Below are 16,081 nucleotides of genomic sequence, written 5' to 3' on the forward strand. Positions count from 1 at the left end.
TTTGGGGAAGGGGAACGGCCATGGAATTCAGAAGGCTGGGCGCATCGGGGCTCATGGTGCCCGCGCTGAGCTTCGGCGCGGGGACCTTCGGCGGGCGAGGGGAGCTCTTCGGCGCCTGGGGCACCACCGACGCGGCGGAGGCCCGCCGCCTCGTGGACATCTGCCTGGAGGCGGGGGCCACGATGTTCGACACCGCCGACGTCTACTCCGGCGGCGCCTCGGAGGAGGTGCTCGGCGCCGCGATCAAGGGCCGCCGCGACCAGGTGATCCTGTCCACCAAGGCCGGGCTGCCGATGGGCGACGGCCCCTGGGACGCGGGCACCTCCCGTTCGCGGCTGGTCAGGGCCGTCGAGGACGCGCTGCGCCGCCTCGGCACGGACTACATCGACCTCTTCCAGCTCCACGCCTTCGACGCGGGAACGCCGGTCCAGGAGGTGCTCTCCACCCTCGACGACCTCGTACGGGCCGGGAAGCTCCGCTACACCGGGGTCTCGAACTTCGCCGGCTGGCAGCTGATGAAGTCGCTCGCCGTCGCGGACCGGCACGGCTACCCGCGCTACGCGGCGCACCAGGTCTACTACTCGCTCGTGGGCCGCGACTACGAGTGGGAGCTGATGCCGCTCGCACAGGACCAGGGCGTCGGCGCCGTCGTCTGGAGCCCGCTGGGCTGGGGACGGCTGACCGGCAAGGTCCGCCGCGGCCGACCGCTCCCGGCCGGCAGCCGGCTGCACACGACGGCGGACTACGGCCCTCCGGTGGCGGAGGAGCTCCTCTTCCGGGTGGTCGACGCCCTCGACGAGATAGCGGGGGAGACCGGGAAGACCGTGCCCCAGATAGCCATCAACTGGCTGCTGCGGCGCCCGACCGTCTCCTCCGTCATCATCGGTGCCCGCGACGAGGCGCAGCTCCGGCAGAACCTCGGCGCCGTCGGATGGAGCCTGACCGCCGACCAGGTGGCGAGGCTCGACGCCGCGAGCGCCAGGACCGCCCCGTATCCGTACTACCCCTACGAGCGCCAGGAGGGCTTCGCCCGCCTCAACCCGCATCCCCTCGCACGTCACGTGGGGTAGCGGAGTGCTCGATGGCCTCCCGGTAGCGCGGCGGTCACAGCTCCAGGCGCACCGCGTACCGCCGTAGCCATGTGTCCAGCAGCAGGGCGGACTCCATCCCGAAGCGGGCCAGGTAGTCCTCCAGGGCGGCGTCGGGGGTTCGGGCGCTTGGGGTGCTTCGGGCGCCGGAGGGGCGCGCGGCCGCCGTGCGCGCGACCCAGCCCGCGTCGAGAAGCGGGTGCACGGGTGCGTCCCGGTCGGCCGCCAGCGCCGCGAACTGCTCCCGTACGGCCCGGGTGTACGCGCGGTGCGGGGTGGACGGATACGGGCTCTTGCGGCGGTCGGCGACGGCGGCGGGCAGCAGATCGCGGGTGGCGGCGCGCAGCAGGCTCTTCTCGCGGCCGTCGTGCGTCTTCATCGACCAGGGCGCGTTGTACACGTAACCCACCAGGCGGTGGTCGCAGAACGGCACGCGCGCCTCCAGGCCGGTGGCCATCGACATGCGGTCCTTGCGGTCCAGCAGGCGCGGTACGAAGCGGGTCAGGGCGAGGTGGGTGACCTCGCGCATGCGCCGCTCGCGCGCGTCGGCGGGGCGGGGCCCGCACGGTCCGTACGGGAGGTGCTCGACCTCCGCCAGCGCCTCGCGGTAGCGGTCGCGCCGGTACGCGGCGAGGCCGAGGCGCTCGCGCAGGGCGGGCGCCAGCAGCTGGTCCAGTGTGCCCGCGAAGCCCGGCTCGCCCTCGGCGAGCCACGGGAAGGTGTCGCGGGCGAGCGCGCGCGGGTCGTGGAACCACCCGTATCCGCCGAAGAGTTCGTCCGCGGCCTCGCCGGACAGGGCGACGGTCGCATGCCGCCGTACTGCCTTGAACAGCAGGTAGAGGGAGGTATCGCGCTCGCCGCGGCCGATGGGGAGGTCGCGGGCGGTGAGGGCCGCGGTGCGGTGCAGCGGGTCGGCGAGGGCGGCGGCGGGCAGCACGATGTCGGTGTGGTCGGTGCCGGTGTGCGCGGCGACCGCGTGGGCGTACGGGCGGTCGGGGCTGGCCCGTTCGGGTTCCGTATCGGTGCCGGTGCCGGTGCCGGGGTCGGGGTCGGCGCCCGCGGCAGGGCCCGCGAAGTCCACGGCGAAGGAGGCGAGCGGCCCCTCGCCCCGTGCGGCCAGGCGGCGGGCGGCCAGCGCGGTGACGGCGCTGGAGTCCAGGCCGCCGGAGAGCAGGGCGCAGCGCGGCACGTCGGCGACGAGCTGGCGGGCGACGGCGTCGTCCAGGAGGTCGCGTACGGTGCCGACGGTGGCGGCGAGCCCGTCGGTGTGCTCGGCGGTGCGCAGCGTCCAGTACGGCCGGGTCCGCAGGCCCGCGCGGCTCACGTGCAGCACATGCCCCGGCCTGACCTCGTACATCCCCCGGTAGACGGCGTGGCCGGGCGTCTTGGCCAGCGCGAACAGCTCGCGCATGCCGTCGAGGTCGACGACGGCCTCGGCCCAGGGGTGGGCGAGGATCGCCTTGGGTTCGGAGCCGAAGAGCACCCCGGTGGGCGTGGGGTGGTAGTAGAGGGGTTTGACGCCGAGCCGGTCGCGGACGAGGAGGAGCCGCTCCGCGCGTGCGTCCCACAGCGCGAAGCCGTACATGCCGTCGAGGCGCTCGGTGAAGTCCGCGCCCCAGTGAAGGTAGGCCGCCAGCACCACCTCGGTGTCGCTGTCGGTGCGGAAGCGGTGGCCGCGGGCGGCCAGGGTGGCGCGCAGCTCGCGGTGGTTGTACAGCTCGCCGCCGTAGCTGAGGACGGCGGGGGGAGGTTCGGCCGGTGTGCCGGTGCCGGTGCCGGTGCCGGTGCCCACGCCGGTGCCCGTGTCGGCGCCGGTCTCCGCGCCGGTGCGCGTCGGCAGGTGTCCGTACATCGGCTGCTGTCCGCGCGCCGGGTCGATGACGGCCAGCCTGCGGTGGCCGAGCAGCGCGTGGCGGCCGGTCCACAGCCCCTCGGCGTCGGGGCCGCGGCAGGCCATGGTGCCGGTCATGGCGAGGAGCACATCGTGCTGGCCCGTCAGATCCCGTTCGAAGTCCACCCAGCCCGTCACGCCGCACACGTCGCGTATGCCTCCTTCGTCCCGGTCTTCCGGGCACTGGTACGAGGAATCTAGGGCACGCGTCTGGCCGATTCCTTGATCATCGGTCGGGGGCACCCCGTCCGATGTCGCATTCGGTGGACGTACGCTTGGCGGAGGGTGACGGGGGACGCCGGAACGGGCGCGGGAGGGACACGTGGGTGGGGTCGAAGAGCGCGTGGGTGGGGTCGAGGGGGCCGTGGGCGGGGCCGCGGGGCGCGCGGGCGCGGTCAAGGGCAAGCGGATGCCGCGGGCGGTCCGGGAGCAGCAGATGCTGGACGCGGCGGTGCGGACCTTCGCCCGGCGCGGGTACCGGTCCGCCTCGATGGACGAGATCGCGGAGCTGGCGGGGGTCTCCAAGCCGCTGGTCTATCTGTATCTGAACTCCAAAGAGGAGCTGTTCACCGCCTGCATCCGGCGGGAGGCGGCGGCGCTGGTGGCGGCCGTGCGGGCGGCGGTGGAGCCGGGCGCGGCGGCGGACCGGCAGCTGTGGAGCGGGCTGCACGGCTTCTTCGCGCACACCGCGGCGCACCCGGACGGGTGGGCGCTGCTGCATGTCCAGGCGCGTACGCAGGGAGAGCCGTTCGCCCGCGAAGTGGCGGCGATGCGGGCCGAGATGGTGGAGCTCGTGACCCGGCGGATCGCGGCGGCGGCCCAGGAGGCGGGGTGCGACCCGGGGATGGCCGAGCAGGAGGTGTCGGGGCTGGCGCAGGCGCTGGTGGGCGCGGCGGAGTCGCTCGCGGAGTGGGCGGGCGCGCAGGGCCGCCCGTCGGCGAAGGAGACGGCGGCCACGCTGATGAACTTCGCCTGGGCGGGGCTGGGGAACCTGACGAAGGGCGAGGGGTGGTCGCCCTGAGGGGCGAGGGGTGGTCGCCCTGACGGGGTGAGCGCGGGCGGCACGCGCCCCGGCCTTGATGCCGCGCGCACGCGCCCGGCCCTGATACCGCGCGCCCGCGCTCAACACGGCTCGCGCTGTCACGGGGCTTCCCATGGCCTTCGGCCCAGCCTTACTTTTTCGTAAGGTTACTGACGGGTCAGGAGTCGCCATGACAGAGCAGTCAGCACCGACCAACCCCCACACGAACCCTCACACCAACCCCCACACCAGCCCCCACACCAGCCCCCACACCAGCCCCAGCATCAGCCCGAGCCCCGGCCCCGCTCTCACCGCGCCCGCGGTGGACGTCGTCGCCGGCGTGCCCCGGCAGGCGGAGGTCCCGCCGCTGGTACCGCCCGTGACGCGCGGCAGCCTCGCCGAGATCCCCTTCGGCAACGCCGCCGAGGCCCCCACCGAACCGGTCCTCAGCCGCAGGCGGCCGGACGGGAGCTGGCGGGACGTCACGGCGGCGGAGTTCGCCACCGAGGTGCACACCGCCGCCAAGGGCCTGATCGCGCACGGGCTGCGGCCCGGCGACCGGCTCGCCATCATGGCCCGTACGACGTACGAATGGACCCTGCTCGACTTCGCCGCCTGGACCGCGGGGCTGGTCACCGTCCCGCTGTACCCCACCTCCTCGGCCCTCCAGGCGCGCTGGATCCTGCGGGACTCGGGAGCCGCGGCCTGCGCGGTGGAGAACGTCGAACAGGCCCGGCTGATCAGCGGCGTGCGGGGAGAGCTGCCGGCCCTGGCCCACCTGTGGCAGTTCGACGCCGGGGCGATCGGCCAGATCACGGCGGCGGGGCGGGACGTCCCCGACGAGGCGGTGGAGCGGCGGCGGGCGGAGCGCGGCCCGCAGGACATCGCCACGCTCATCTACACGTCGGGCACCACGGGCCGCCCCAAGGGCTGTGTGCTCACCCACGGCAACTTCTTCGCGGAGGTGGACAACTCCACGGAACTGCTCCACCCGGTCTTCCGGTCCGTCAGCAAGGACCCCGCCTCGACCCTGCTGTTCCTCCCGCTGTCCCATGTCTTCGGGCGCATGGTCGCCGTCGGATGCCTGCGGGCGCGCGTCCGGCTCGGCCACGCGCCCAGCATCCGCACCGAGGACCTGCTCGCCGACCTGGCCGGATTCCGGCCGACGTTCCTGCTCGCCATCCCGTACGTGCTGGAGAAGGTGTTCAACACCGGGCGGGCCACGGCCGAGAGGATGGGCCGCGCCGCCTCCTTCGACCGGGCCGCCCGGGTCGCCACGCGCTACGGCGAGGCGGAGGAGGCCGCGCAGCACGGCACCGGGCCGGGCCCCGGATGGGGGCTGCGGGCGGCCCGCGCGCTGTACGACCCGCTGGTCTACCGCCGGATCCGGGCCGCGCTCGGCGGCAGGGTGCGCTACGTCATCTGCGGCGGCTCGCCGCTCGGCCGCCGGCTCGGGGCCTTCTACACCGGCGCGGGCATCGAGGTCTTCGAGGGGTACGGGCTGACGGAGACCACCGCGGCCGCCACCCTCATGCCACCGCTCAAACCCCGGCTGGGGACGGTGGGCTGGCCGCTGCCGGGCACCGCGGTGCGGATCGCGGACGACGGCGAGGTGCTGCTCCGGGGCGGCCAGGTCTTCGCCGGGTACTGGGACGCGGAGCGCGGCGCGCCGGTCGGGGGTGACGGCGCGGCGGGGGAGCGGTGGTTCGCCACCGGCGACATCGGCGCGCTGGACGCCGACGGCTATCTCACCATCACCGGCCGCAAGAAGGAGCTGATCATCACCTCGGGCGGCAAGAACGTGGCGCCCGCCCCGCTGGAGGACCGGCTGCGCGCGCATCCGCTGGTCGGCCAGTGCATGGTGGTCGGCGATGACCGCCCGTACGTCACGGCGCTGCTCACCCTGGAGCCGGAGGGGCTGGCGCACTGGCGGCAGATGCACAAGAAGCAGGACGTGCCGGTGCGGCTGCTGGTGAAGGACGAGGAACTGCTGGCGGACCTTCAGCGCGCTGTCGACGACGCCAACGCCCTTGTCTCGCGGGCCGAGTCGATCCGCCGGTTCGCGGTGCTGCCGGGGGAGTGGACGGACGAGTCGGGGCATCTGACGCCGTCACTGAAGCTGAAGCGGGCGGCGGTGGCACGCGACTTCGCCAAGGAGATCGAAGGGCTTTACGAGCGATAGCGGGGCGGGGCGGGGCGCGCGCGAGCGGGCTGAGGCGTGCGATAAAGATCGCGGGGCGGCGTATAGTGCGAAAGGGGCAAAGTGGAGCCAATCACTGGGAGTGAGAGGATGACGACCGCCGCCCACCAGCAGCATTCAGGCCACGGCCATGTCCACGGCCCCGACTGCGGGCATCCGCAGATCCCGCACAACGACCACGTGGACTACGCGCACGACGGCCATCTGCACCGTGCCCATGACGGCCACTGGGATGAATGCGAGCCCACCGAGCACATCGTGCACCCGGATCACGCTCACCAGCACGGCCCCGCCTGCGGCCACCAGCAGCTCCAGCACGGCGATCATGTCGACTACGTCCACAACGGCCACCGGCATGCCACGCACGAGGGCCACTGGGACGATCACTGAAGAGGTGGGACGGCCACTGAATGGCCGCTCAAAAGGCAGGAGCCCCGCTCCTCCGCCGTGGCGGGGGCAGGGCTCCTTGGGTACTGCACATCGGGTACTACGCGTCGACCGCGATCGGTCGGCCCGGGCAACTTAGACCGGGGTGACGTTCTCCGCCTGCGGGCCCTTCGGACCCTGGGTGACGTCGAAGTTCACCTGCTGGTTCTCCTCCAGGGAGCGGAAGCCAGAGGCGTTGATCGCGGAGTAGTGCACGAAGACGTCGGGACCGCCGCCGTCCTGGGCGATGAAGCCGAAGCCCTTCTCGGCGTTGAACCACTTGACGGTTCCGGTAGCCATAAAGCCCTCCTTGGGCCAAAGGGTCGCCCTGCTCCAGAACCTGCAAGAAGTCTGAAAATTACAAAAGCCTGCGGGTCACATGCTCCGCAGGCTCTGTACTGCAAGGGAAACCAAACTGCAACTTGCGGCGAGCCTAGCACGGTGCGCGCGCGTGAGGAAAGAGCCGAAGATCACGACAACGGGGTGTTTCCAGCGGCCGGTGGACGGGAAGACCCGCAGGTCGCGCCGGTTCGGGCGCGCCCGGCGCGTACCCCCGGCGCGGTACCGCGCGCCCCCAGGGCTAGCCTCCGTATGTGGACAATTCAGCCCCTGCCGCCGCCACCGCCACCGGTCACCACCGGAGCCGGCCGCGGGTCGGTCACATTCAGTTCCTCAACTGTCTGCCCCTGTACTGGGGCCTCGCCCGCACGGGCACCCTGCTCGATCTGGAGCTCACCAAGGCAACCCCTGACGCGCTCAACGATCAGCTGGTCCGCGGAGACCTCGACATCGCACCGATCAGCCTGGTCGAGTACCTGCGGCACGCCGACGACCTGGTCGCGCTGCCGGACATCGCCGTCGGCTGCGACGGCCCCGTCATGTCCTGCGTGATCGTCTCCCAGCTGCCGCTGGAGCAGCTGGACCGGGCCCGGGTCGCGCTCGGCTCCGCGTCCCGTACCTCCGTGGAGCTGGCGCGGCTGCTGCTCGCGGAGCGCTACGGCGTCCAGCCCCGCTACTACTCCTGCCCGCCCGACCTCAGCCTGATGATGCAGGAGGCGGACGCGGCCGTGCTCATCGGCGACGCCGCGCTGCGCGCCAATCTGCACTACGCCCCCAAGCTGGGCCTCCAGGTCCACGATCTGGGGCACATGTGGAAGGAGTGGACCGGGCTGCCGTTCGTCTTCGCGGTCTGGGCCGCCCGCCGCGAGTACGTGGCACGGGAGCCGCGGATCGTACACAAGATCCACGAGGCGTTCCTGGCCTCCCGCGACCTGTCGTTGGAGGAAGTCACGAAGGTCGCCGAGCAGGCGGCGCGCTGGGAGGCGCTGACGGCGCCGGTCCTGGAGCGGTACTTCACCACCCTCGACTTCAGCCTCGGCGAGAAGCAGCTGGCGGGCATCGCGGAGTTCGTCCGCCGCACGGCCCCCGCGCTGGGCTACCCGGCCGACGTCCGCGTGGACCTGCTGCCGCAGGGGGACCGCCTGACGACGGTGGAGCCTGCCTGACGGCGGGCGGAGACCGTCTGCCGACCGCGGAGTAGGTCTGCCGACGGCGGAGCCCGTCTGAACGGCTGCCCGAGGCTGTCGGGCGACAGGCGGAGCCGCCCCCTCAGGCGCCGGTCGCGCCCTAAGCTGGATCGGCGCCAGTCGAGGGGGAGGCAACGCGATGCATCCGCTGCAAGCGGACGATCCGCAGGTCGTCGGGGCGTACCGGCTCCTGGGCCGGCTCGGCGCGGGCGGTATGGGCCGCGTGTACGTGGGGCGCACCGCGGGCGGCCGTACGGTCGCCGTGAAGGTCGTGCACCCGCATCTCACAGCGGACGAGGAGTTCCGCGCCCGGTTCCGGCGGGAGGTCGATGCCGCCCGGCGGGTCGGCGGCGCCTGGACCGCGCCGGTCCTGGACGCCGACCCGGAGGCCGCCGTCCCGTGGGTCGCCACCGGCTACGTGGCGGGCCCGCCGCTGAGCCAGGCCGTCGGCGAGTCCGGCCCGCTGCCCGAGCCGTGCGTACGGGCGCTGGCCGCCGGGCTCGCGGAGGCGCTCGCCACCGTGCACGCCCTCGGCCTGGTCCACCGCGACGTCAAGCCGTCCAACGTGCTGCTCACGCTGGACGGCCCGCGGCTGATCGACTTCGGCATCGCCCGCGCCGTCGACGGGACGGTGTCCCTCACCTCCACCGGCGCCTCGATCGGCTCGCCCGGCTACATGTCTCCCGAGCAGATCCTCGGAGAGACCGTGCGGGGCGGCTCCGACGTCTTCTCGCTGGGCGCGGTGCTGGCGTACGCGGCGACGGGTGCCGGGCCGTTCCCCGGGGACAGCTCGGCCGCGCTGCTGTACAAGGTGGTCCACGAGGAGGCCCGGCTCGGCCCGCGGCTCACCGGAGACCTGCGCGACCTGGTCGCCGCCTGCCTGGCCAAGGACCCGGCCGACCGGCCGAGCCCGGAGGAGATCGTCCGCCGACTCGCGCCCACGGGCCGCGCCGCGGAACTCGCCGGACCGGGCTGGCTGCCGGGCCCGCTGGTGGAGCGGGTCAGCAGACAGGCAGTGGCCCTGCTCGACCTGGAGGCGGCTGCCCCGGCGCCCTCCGCTCCGCCGTCGTCGGCTGAGGGGTTGGGCGTGGACCGGATCGCGTCGCCCGGGGGCCTGGGCGTGGGCGAGCCCTCGTCGGCCGAGGGCCGGGGCGTAGGACAGCCGTCATCGGCCGGGGGCTCGGGGGTGGATCAGAGTCCGACGGCCGGGAGTCCGGGGCTGGGCCCGGCGCCATCGACCGGGGTCCCGGGCGTGGGCCGGACCTCATCGGCCGGAACCGCGGGCCTGAGCCACAGTCCGTCGGTCGAGGTCTCGGGCACGGGCCGCATTCCGTCAGGCGAGGACTCGGGCCCGCGGCGGACTCCGTCGCCCGGGGTCCCGGGCGGGACCCCGCCTTCGGCAGACCCGCTCCAGGCCGCCCCGTCGGACTCGTCCTCGGATCAGGGACAGGCCCCGCCTACAGGCTCGTCGGCCTCGGGGCCGGCGCCCGCCCAAGGGACGGCGCCCGCTTCGGGACCGGCTTCCACCTCGGGACCGGCCCCCGCCCCAGGTACGGGGCATGGCTCCGGAGCCGTGCCCGCTGCCGGGCTGCCCTCGGGGCTCATCCCGTTCACCGAGCGGACCGTCGGGGCGGAGGTGGCGCCGCCAGGGGCGTTCGGGCCGCCCGACCCGTCGTACGGCGACCGTGCCCCCGGCGTACCCGCTCAGGCCACCGGCGCGCCCGGCCAGGCCCCGGACGACCACCCGCGGCCCCCGGCTTCGGCCCATTTCCCCACTCAGCCCGCGGTGCCGCGCCCCGCCGCGCCGTCGGGCCCGGCGGATGCCGGGGAGGCGGCTTCGGGCAGTGGCGGAAGCCGCCGTATCGCCGTGTCCGCCGTCCTCGGCGGCAAGAGCCAGCCGAGGACGGTGAGCTGCAGCCTGGTGCTGTCCGTCGCGGGCGCGCTCGCCGTGGCGACGACCGGGGCGTTCGTCTTCGGTCTCCTGCACGGCGGGAGCGAGGAGAAGAAGGACAGCAGTGCCAAGCGGCCCGGGATCAGCGCGGGGCCGTCCCCCCGCGATCCCGACAGCGCGGGCCACGACGACGCGGAACCGCCGACCCTGGACCCCGGCGACTCGACCCCGGATCCGGGCTCCACGGCCCCGGACGGTGCGACCGGCTCGGTGCCGAAGTCGTTCATCGGTACGTGGACGGGCGACGTCAAGCAGCAGGACGGCACGCCCAACGGCACGATGACCGCGACCATCACCACCGGGAAGCCCGGCGACGTCGTCGTCCGTACCCGCTACGAGGTGAAGATCCAGTCCGTCGGCCTGACCTGCCACGCCAAGTCCAAGCTGACGTCCGCCGACGGCAAGCGCATCGAACTCGTGGAGCGCGCCGACGAGTCCCAGCCGACCAGCGCCCTGTGCACGCACAACACCACCACCACGACCTTCGCGCTCCAGAGCGACGGCACGCTGCTGTTCACGTCGCAGGACCCGGACGGCGGCAAGCCGTCGTCCCGCCTGACCAAGGACGGTGCCTGACCGAGGACGGCGCCTGGCTCCGCCGTGCCCTCCGCCGTGCCCCAGGGTCCCGCCACGGACGGCCGGAAACGCTGGCGTACGCTGGTCAAGTCCGTCCGCAACCCCTCCGAAAGGGACGACCCGGTGACCGAGACCACTGACCTCCAGTCCGTGCTCGACCGCGCTGCCGCCGGTGGCCGGATCACCCCCGAGGAGGCGCTCGACCTGTACCGCGGCGCGCCGCTGCACGCCCTGGGCGCCGCCGCCGACGCGGCCCGCCGCCGCCGGTACGCGGGCACCGAGCACATCGCGACGTACATCATCGAGCGCAACATCAACTACACGAACGTCTGCGTGACGGCGTGCAAGTTCTGCGCCTTCTACGCCGCGCCCAAGGACACCGCCAAGGGCTGGACCCGCGACCTCGACGACATCCTGCGGCGCTGCGCCGAGACCGTGGAACTGGGCGGCACCCAGATCATGTTCCAGGGCGGCCACCACCCGGACTACGGCGTGGAGTACTACGAGAAGCACTTCTCGGCCATCAAGAAGGAGTTCCCGCAGCTGGTCATCCACTCCCTCGGCGCCTCCGAGGTCGAGCACATGGCCCGGATCTCCGGAGTCTCCGTCGAGGAGGCCATCACCCGTATCCACGCCGCGGGCCTGGACTCGTTCGCGGGCGCCGGCGCCGAACTGCTCCCGGCACGCCCCCGCAAGGCCATCGCGCCGCTCAAGGAGTCCGGCGAGCGCTGGCTGGAGATCATGGAGGCGGCGCACAACCTCGGCGTCGAGTCGACCTCCACCATGCTGATGGGCACCGGCGAGACCAACGCCGAGCGGATCGAGCACATCCGGATGATCCGCGACGTGCAGGACCGCACGGGTGGCTTCCGGGCCTTCATCCCGTACACGTACCAGCCGGAGAACAACCACCTGAAGGGCCGCACCCAGGCCACGGTCTTCGAGTACCTGCGCATGATCGCGGTCGCGCGCCTGTTCCTCGACAACGTCGCGCACATCCAGGGCTCCTGGCTGACCGTCGGCAAGGAAGCGGGCCAACTGACCCTGCACTACGGGGCGGACGACCTCGGCTCGGTGATGCTGGAGGAGAACGTCGTCTCCTCGGCGGGGGCCCGGCACCGGTCCAACCGACTGGAACTGCTCGACCTCATCCGCAAGGCGGACCGGGTCCCGGCGCAACGTGCCACGACGTACGAGCACCTGGTGGTGCACGACGACCCGGCGAACGACCCGGTCGACGACAGGGTCGTCTCGCACCTGTCCTCGACGGCCATCGAGGGCGGTACGGCCCACCCGGAACTCAAGCTGATCGGCACGAACTGACGTCCCCGACGAGCTGACGCACCCGGCACCATGTTGACGATCCACGCCGCCGACCTGCTCGTGCCCGGCGCCGGGCACGAGCAGGTGCCCGTGCCCGGTGGGGCGGTCGCGGTCGACGGCGACCGGATCGCGGCGCTCGGCCCGTACGAGGAGGTGGCCGCCGCGTACCCGCACGCCCGGGTACGGCGCTGGCCCGGCGTCCTCACCCCCGGGCTGGTCCGCGGCGACGCGGCGGGGTTCCTGGAGGCCGCGTACCACCCGGACCCGCGGGAGGCCGACGTACTGGGCACCGAGCCGGTCACCGGCGAGGCGCTGACGGCGCTCGGGATGACCGATGCCCGGTGGGGCGAGAGCGCGCGGCGCGGGGTGCAACGGCTGCTGCGGAGCGGCGTCACGGCGGTGGTCGGCCCGTTCACCCGGCCGGAGGTGCGCACGGCGGTGGCGCGGTCCGGCCTGGCACTGCTGCCCGGGGCGCCCGCCGAGGGCGCCGCGCCGGGTGCGGGTTTCGCGGGGACGCTGGCCGTCGGCGCGCGGGCGGATTTCGCGGTCTTCGCGGTCCCGGCGGAGGACGCCGTGCCGGTGTCCCTGACGGAGGCGGGGGCGGAGGCAGGGGCGCGGAGCTGCGTGGCGACCGTCCTGGGAGGCCGCCTGCTGCACCGCCGCCGCTGAGGCGTGCTCCGAAGGCGTTTTCCCAGTCCCGCGCCTTCCCGGCCGCATACGAACGCAGTCGGGAAGGGCGGGGCCCGGGAGGAGGACCCGGCCCGGCGACCCGCGCGCTCCCGCGCGTAGCCAAGGGTGAACAATAGGGGCGTGACCCGAGCGACCCTGGACAAGCAGCCCCATGAAGTAGCCGCGATGTTCGACGACGTCGCGGCCAAATACGACCTGGTCAACGACGTGCTCTCGCTGGGACAGGCCCGCCTGTGGCGCAAGGCGGTGGCGCGCTCCCTCGCCGTCCGCGCGGGCGAGCGCGTCCTCGACCTCGCCGCCGGCACGGGCACCTCCTCGCTGCCCTTCACGGCGGCCGGCGCCGAAGTCGTCCCCTGCGACTTCTCCTTCGGCATGCTGCGCGAGGGCAAGCGGCGCCACCCCTCGCTGCCGCTGACCGCGGGCGACGCGACCCGGCTGCCCTTCGCGGACGGGGTCTTCGACGCCGTCACGATCTCCTTCGGACTGCGGAACGTCCAGGACACGGACCGCGCGCTGCGCGAGATGCTGCGCGTGACCAAGCCGGGCGGGCGGCTGCTCATCTGCGAGTTCAGCCGTCCGACGTGGGCGCCGTTCCGGACCGTGTACACCGAGTACCTGATGCGCGCCCTGCCGCCCGTCGCGAAGGCCGTGAGCAGCAACCCGGACGCCTACGTCTACCTCGCCGAGTCGATCCGGGCCTGGCCCGACCAGGCGGGTCTGGCCGGTCGGCTCCAGCAGGCCGGGTGGTCGCGGGTGGCCTGGCGCAACCTCACCGGCGGCATCGTGGCGCTGCACCGCGCGACGAAGACCGGCTGACGCCGGCCCACTGACGCCTGACGCCCGCCGCTGACGCCGGATGCCCGCCCAGGCGGGCTCCGGAACGCCGACCGGCTGACGCCGGTGGGCCGTAGACCCCCCATAGACTGCACTTGTCCCGTGTCCGGGGTGCCCGGCACGTCCTCGTCACTCCGTTACCGAGCCTCCGGGAGACCTTTCGTGAGCGAGTCCGCATCCGCCGAGAGCGCTTCCGCCGAGACGCTCGGCTCCGAGACGCTCGCCTCCGAGCGCACCGCCGACGTCATCGTCGTCGGCGCCGGGCCCGCCGGTTCCACGACGGCGTACTACCTCGCCAAGGCCGGGCTCGACGTCCTTCTTTTGGAGAAGACCGCCTTCCCGCGCGAGAAGGTGTGCGGCGACGGTCTCACCCCGCGGGCCACCAAGCAGCTCGTCGCCATGGGCATCGACATCTCCGAAGAGGCGGGCTGGCTGCGGAACAGGGGGCTCCGCATCATCGCGGGCGGCGTCCGGCTCCAGCTCGACTGGCCGGAGCTGGCCTCCTTCCCCGACTACGGCCTGGTCCGCAAGCGCGACGACTTCGACGAGCAGCTGGCCCGGCAGGCGCAGAAGGCCGGGGCCCGGCTGTACGAGCGCTGCAACGTGGGCGAGCCGATCGTCGACGACCGTACGGGCCGGATCACCGGTGTGCGGGCGAAGCTGGGCGAGGACAAGACCCCGGTCACCTTCCACGCCCCGCTCGTCGTGGCGGCCGACGGCAACTCCACGCGGCTGTCGCTGGCCATGGGGCTGCACCGCCGCGAGGACCGCCCGATGGGCGTGGCCGTACGGACCTACTTCACCTCGCCCCGGCACGACGACGACTACCTGGAGTCCTGGCTGGAGTTGTGGGACCGGCGCGGCGCGCAGCCGCGGCTGCTGCCCGGCTACGGCTGGGTCTTCGGGATGGGCGACGGCACCTCCAACGTGGGCCTGGGCGTGCTCAACACCTCCGCGGCGTTCAAGGAGCTGGACTGGCGCGAGATCCTCAAGGCGTGGTGCGCCTCCATGCCCGAGGAGTGGGGCTACACCCCGGAGAACATGACCGGCCCGATCCGCGGCGCCGCCTTGCCGATGGCCTTCAACCGGCAGCCGCACTACACGCGCGGGCTGCTGCTGGTCGGCGACGCGGGCGGCATGGTCAACCCGTTCAACGGCGAGGGCATCGCGTACGCCATGGAGTCGGGCCAGATCGCGGCGGACGTGATCGTCCAGGCGCACGCCCGCGCCACACCGGCACAGCGCGAACTCGCCCTCCAGCGCTACCCGAAGGTCATCAAGGACACGTACGGCGGCTACTACACCCTCGGCCGCGCGTTCGTGAAGCTGATCGGCAACCCGAAGATCATGAAGCTGGCCACCGAGCGCGGCCTCAGCCATCCGATGCTGATGCGCTTCACCCTCAAGCTGCTGGCGAACCTCACCGATCCGCAGGGCGGAGACGCGATGGACCGCGTCATCAACGGCCTGACGAAGGTGGCGCCTCGCTCGTGATGACCGCGAAGGGCGCTCCGTGCGGATCGGCGAGGTGCGCCATCCGCCCGATGCCCTCCGCGGTCGCGGCGGGTGCCACGACCGTGCCGCCGCGCCGCTGGGCGTCGGCGACGACCGCGTCGCAGTCGGCCACTTCGAAGTAGGGGATCCAGCGCGGGCTGCCGCCGGCCGTCAGCGGCACGATGCCGCCGAAGGACGTGTCCCGCCCGCCACCGCCCCGGAACAGCACGGTGTACGGGAGGTCGCCCATCGGCAGGTCCGTGCTGTCCCAGCCGAACACGGCGCGTTAGAAGGCGCGGGCGGCCTCCCGGTCCGTGGTGTCCAGTCGAAGAGCCCGGTGTAGAAGGCGGCGGCCGCGTCGACGTCCGGCGCGCCGAGGTCGAGCCAGTTGGGTGCTCCGGGCGTGTAGTCGGTGGTGAGCATGAGGGCTTGCTCCTTCCGCGGGTCGGCGGCGCTTCCGGGTACCCGCCCGGCGGCCCCGTGTCACCTGTCCGGCAGCGGTCGCGGGGCGTGGCCGGGACGGTGATAGTGGGAGAGGGGCGTCGTGCGCGTCAGCCGCGGCGACACCGGGACCAGGGCCCTCGGGCCGACTGCGCCGCCACGGGCCCGGAGGAGAGGACGACCATGACCACCGCCGCGGACATCATGCACCCGGGCGCGCAGTGGATCCCGGCGACGGAGACGCTGGACCGCGCGGCCCAGGTGATGCGGGAGCTGAACGTCGGGGCGCTGCCGATCAGCGACGTCAACCAGCGCATGTGCGGCATCCTCACCGACCGCGACATCGTCGTGGGATGCGTCGCGGCCGGCCATGACCCGGCCACGGTGACGGCGGGCCAGATGGCCAAGGGCACCCCGCGCTGGATCAACGCCGACGCCGACATCAGCGAAGTACTGCGGGAGATGGAGACCCACCGCATCCGCCGGCTGCCGGTGATCAAGAACAAGGAGCTGGTCGGGATGATCAGCGAGGCGGACCTGGTACGGCATCTGTCCGACGCGCAGATCGCGGAGTTCGCCCACGAGATCTACGCCGCGGGTTAGGGACCGGGTCGGGGAGC

At 73.2% G+C, this 16,081-nt stretch carries 13 protein-coding genes and 1 pseudogene; 11 read left to right on the forward strand and 3 right to left on the reverse strand.

Features of this window, described 5'->3' with window-relative positions; all coding sequences use genetic code 11:
- Window positions 1-20 precede the first annotated feature (20 nt).
- The gene (locus Q3Y56_RS20255; RefSeq protein WP_304463292.1) at window positions 21-1,070 is read left to right on the forward strand and encodes an aldo/keto reductase; all 1,050 of its coding nucleotides are present in this window, start codon (window positions 21-23) and stop codon (window positions 1,068-1,070) included.
- 34 nt (window positions 1,071-1,104) lie between these two features.
- On the opposite strand, the gene asnB is transcribed toward Q3Y56_RS20255, so the two are convergent.
- A complete protein-coding gene (asnB, locus tag Q3Y56_RS20260) occupies window positions 1,105-3,126 on the reverse strand; it encodes an asparagine synthase (glutamine-hydrolyzing) (protein WP_304463293.1) in 2,022 nt (673 codons plus the stop codon).
- 262 nt (window positions 3,127-3,388) lie between these two features.
- Between asnB and Q3Y56_RS20265 the strand changes: the two genes are divergently transcribed.
- The 3 genes from Q3Y56_RS20265 to Q3Y56_RS20275 all read left to right on the forward strand — a co-directional run bounded on the left by Q3Y56_RS20265 (window position 3,389) and on the right by Q3Y56_RS20275 (window position 6,590).
- Window positions 3,389-4,000 carry a TetR/AcrR family transcriptional regulator gene (locus Q3Y56_RS20265; RefSeq protein WP_304465700.1) on the forward strand — a complete coding sequence of 204 codons (612 nt, stop codon included), beginning with the start codon at window positions 3,389-3,391 and terminating at the stop codon, window positions 3,998-4,000.
- Window positions 4,001-4,190: 190 nt separating this feature from the next.
- Window positions 4,191-6,182: a long-chain fatty acid--CoA ligase gene (locus Q3Y56_RS20270; RefSeq protein ID WP_304463294.1), complete on the forward strand. Its 1,992-nt coding sequence runs from the start codon at window positions 4,191-4,193 to the stop codon at window positions 6,180-6,182.
- A gap of 108 nt (window positions 6,183-6,290) precedes the next feature.
- A complete protein-coding gene (locus tag Q3Y56_RS20275) occupies window positions 6,291-6,590 on the forward strand; it encodes a hypothetical protein (RefSeq protein WP_304463295.1) in 300 nt (99 codons plus the stop codon).
- 132 nt (window positions 6,591-6,722) lie between these two features.
- On the opposite strand, the gene Q3Y56_RS20280 is transcribed toward Q3Y56_RS20275, so the two are convergent.
- Window positions 6,723-6,926: a cold-shock protein gene (locus tag Q3Y56_RS20280; protein ID WP_003984261.1), complete on the reverse strand. Its 204-nt coding sequence runs from the start codon at window positions 6,924-6,926 to the stop codon at window positions 6,723-6,725.
- Window positions 6,927-7,219: 293 nt separating this feature from the next.
- Here Q3Y56_RS20280 and Q3Y56_RS20285 point away from each other — a divergent pair, with 293 nt between their 5' ends.
- The 6 genes and pseudogenes from Q3Y56_RS20285 to Q3Y56_RS20310 all read left to right on the forward strand — a co-directional run bounded on the left by Q3Y56_RS20285 (window position 7,220) and on the right by Q3Y56_RS20310 (window position 15,020).
- Entirely contained in the window at window positions 7,220-8,131 is a 912-nt protein-coding gene (locus tag Q3Y56_RS20285) for a menaquinone biosynthetic enzyme MqnA/MqnD family protein (protein ID WP_304463296.1), read from the forward strand.
- 160 nt (window positions 8,132-8,291) lie between these two features.
- A pseudogene (locus tag Q3Y56_RS20290) lies at window positions 8,292-9,221 on the forward strand (serine/threonine-protein kinase); the annotation flags it as partial.
- 1,581 nt (window positions 9,222-10,802) lie between these two features.
- Window positions 10,803-12,002, forward strand: coding sequence for a cyclic dehypoxanthinyl futalosine synthase (gene mqnC / locus Q3Y56_RS20295; RefSeq protein ID WP_304463297.1), 1,200 nt, complete (start codon window positions 10,803-10,805; stop codon window positions 12,000-12,002).
- A 30-nt stretch (window positions 12,003-12,032) separates the two neighbouring features.
- On the forward strand, window positions 12,033-12,671 hold the full coding sequence (locus tag Q3Y56_RS20300) for a hypothetical protein (RefSeq protein WP_304463298.1): 639 nt from the start codon (window positions 12,033-12,035) through the stop codon (window positions 12,669-12,671).
- 141 nt (window positions 12,672-12,812) lie between these two features.
- The gene (locus Q3Y56_RS20305) at window positions 12,813-13,508 is read left to right on the forward strand and encodes a demethylmenaquinone methyltransferase (RefSeq protein ID WP_304463299.1); all 696 of its coding nucleotides are present in this window, start codon (window positions 12,813-12,815) and stop codon (window positions 13,506-13,508) included.
- A gap of 180 nt (window positions 13,509-13,688) precedes the next feature.
- Window positions 13,689-15,020, forward strand: coding sequence for a geranylgeranyl reductase family protein (locus tag Q3Y56_RS20310; protein ID WP_304463300.1), 1,332 nt, complete (start codon window positions 13,689-13,691; stop codon window positions 15,018-15,020).
- Here the strand turns inward: Q3Y56_RS20310 and Q3Y56_RS20315 are convergent.
- Window positions 14,986-15,300, reverse strand: coding sequence for a hypothetical protein (locus Q3Y56_RS20315; protein WP_369696769.1), 315 nt, complete (start codon window positions 15,298-15,300; stop codon window positions 14,986-14,988). The genes Q3Y56_RS20310 and Q3Y56_RS20315 overlap by 35 nt on opposite strands.
- 344 nt (window positions 15,301-15,644) lie before the next feature.
- On the opposite strand from Q3Y56_RS20315, the gene Q3Y56_RS20320 reads away from it, so the two are divergent.
- Complete coding sequence (locus Q3Y56_RS20320) at window positions 15,645-16,064, forward strand: CBS domain-containing protein (RefSeq protein WP_304463301.1); 420 nt, start codon at window positions 15,645-15,647, stop codon at window positions 16,062-16,064.
- The last annotated feature ends 17 nt before the right edge of the window (window positions 16,065-16,081 follow it).

It is taken from the genome of Streptomyces sp. XD-27 (genome assembly GCF_030553055.1).
Taxonomy (GTDB): Bacteria; Actinomycetota; Actinomycetes; order Streptomycetales; family Streptomycetaceae; genus Streptomyces.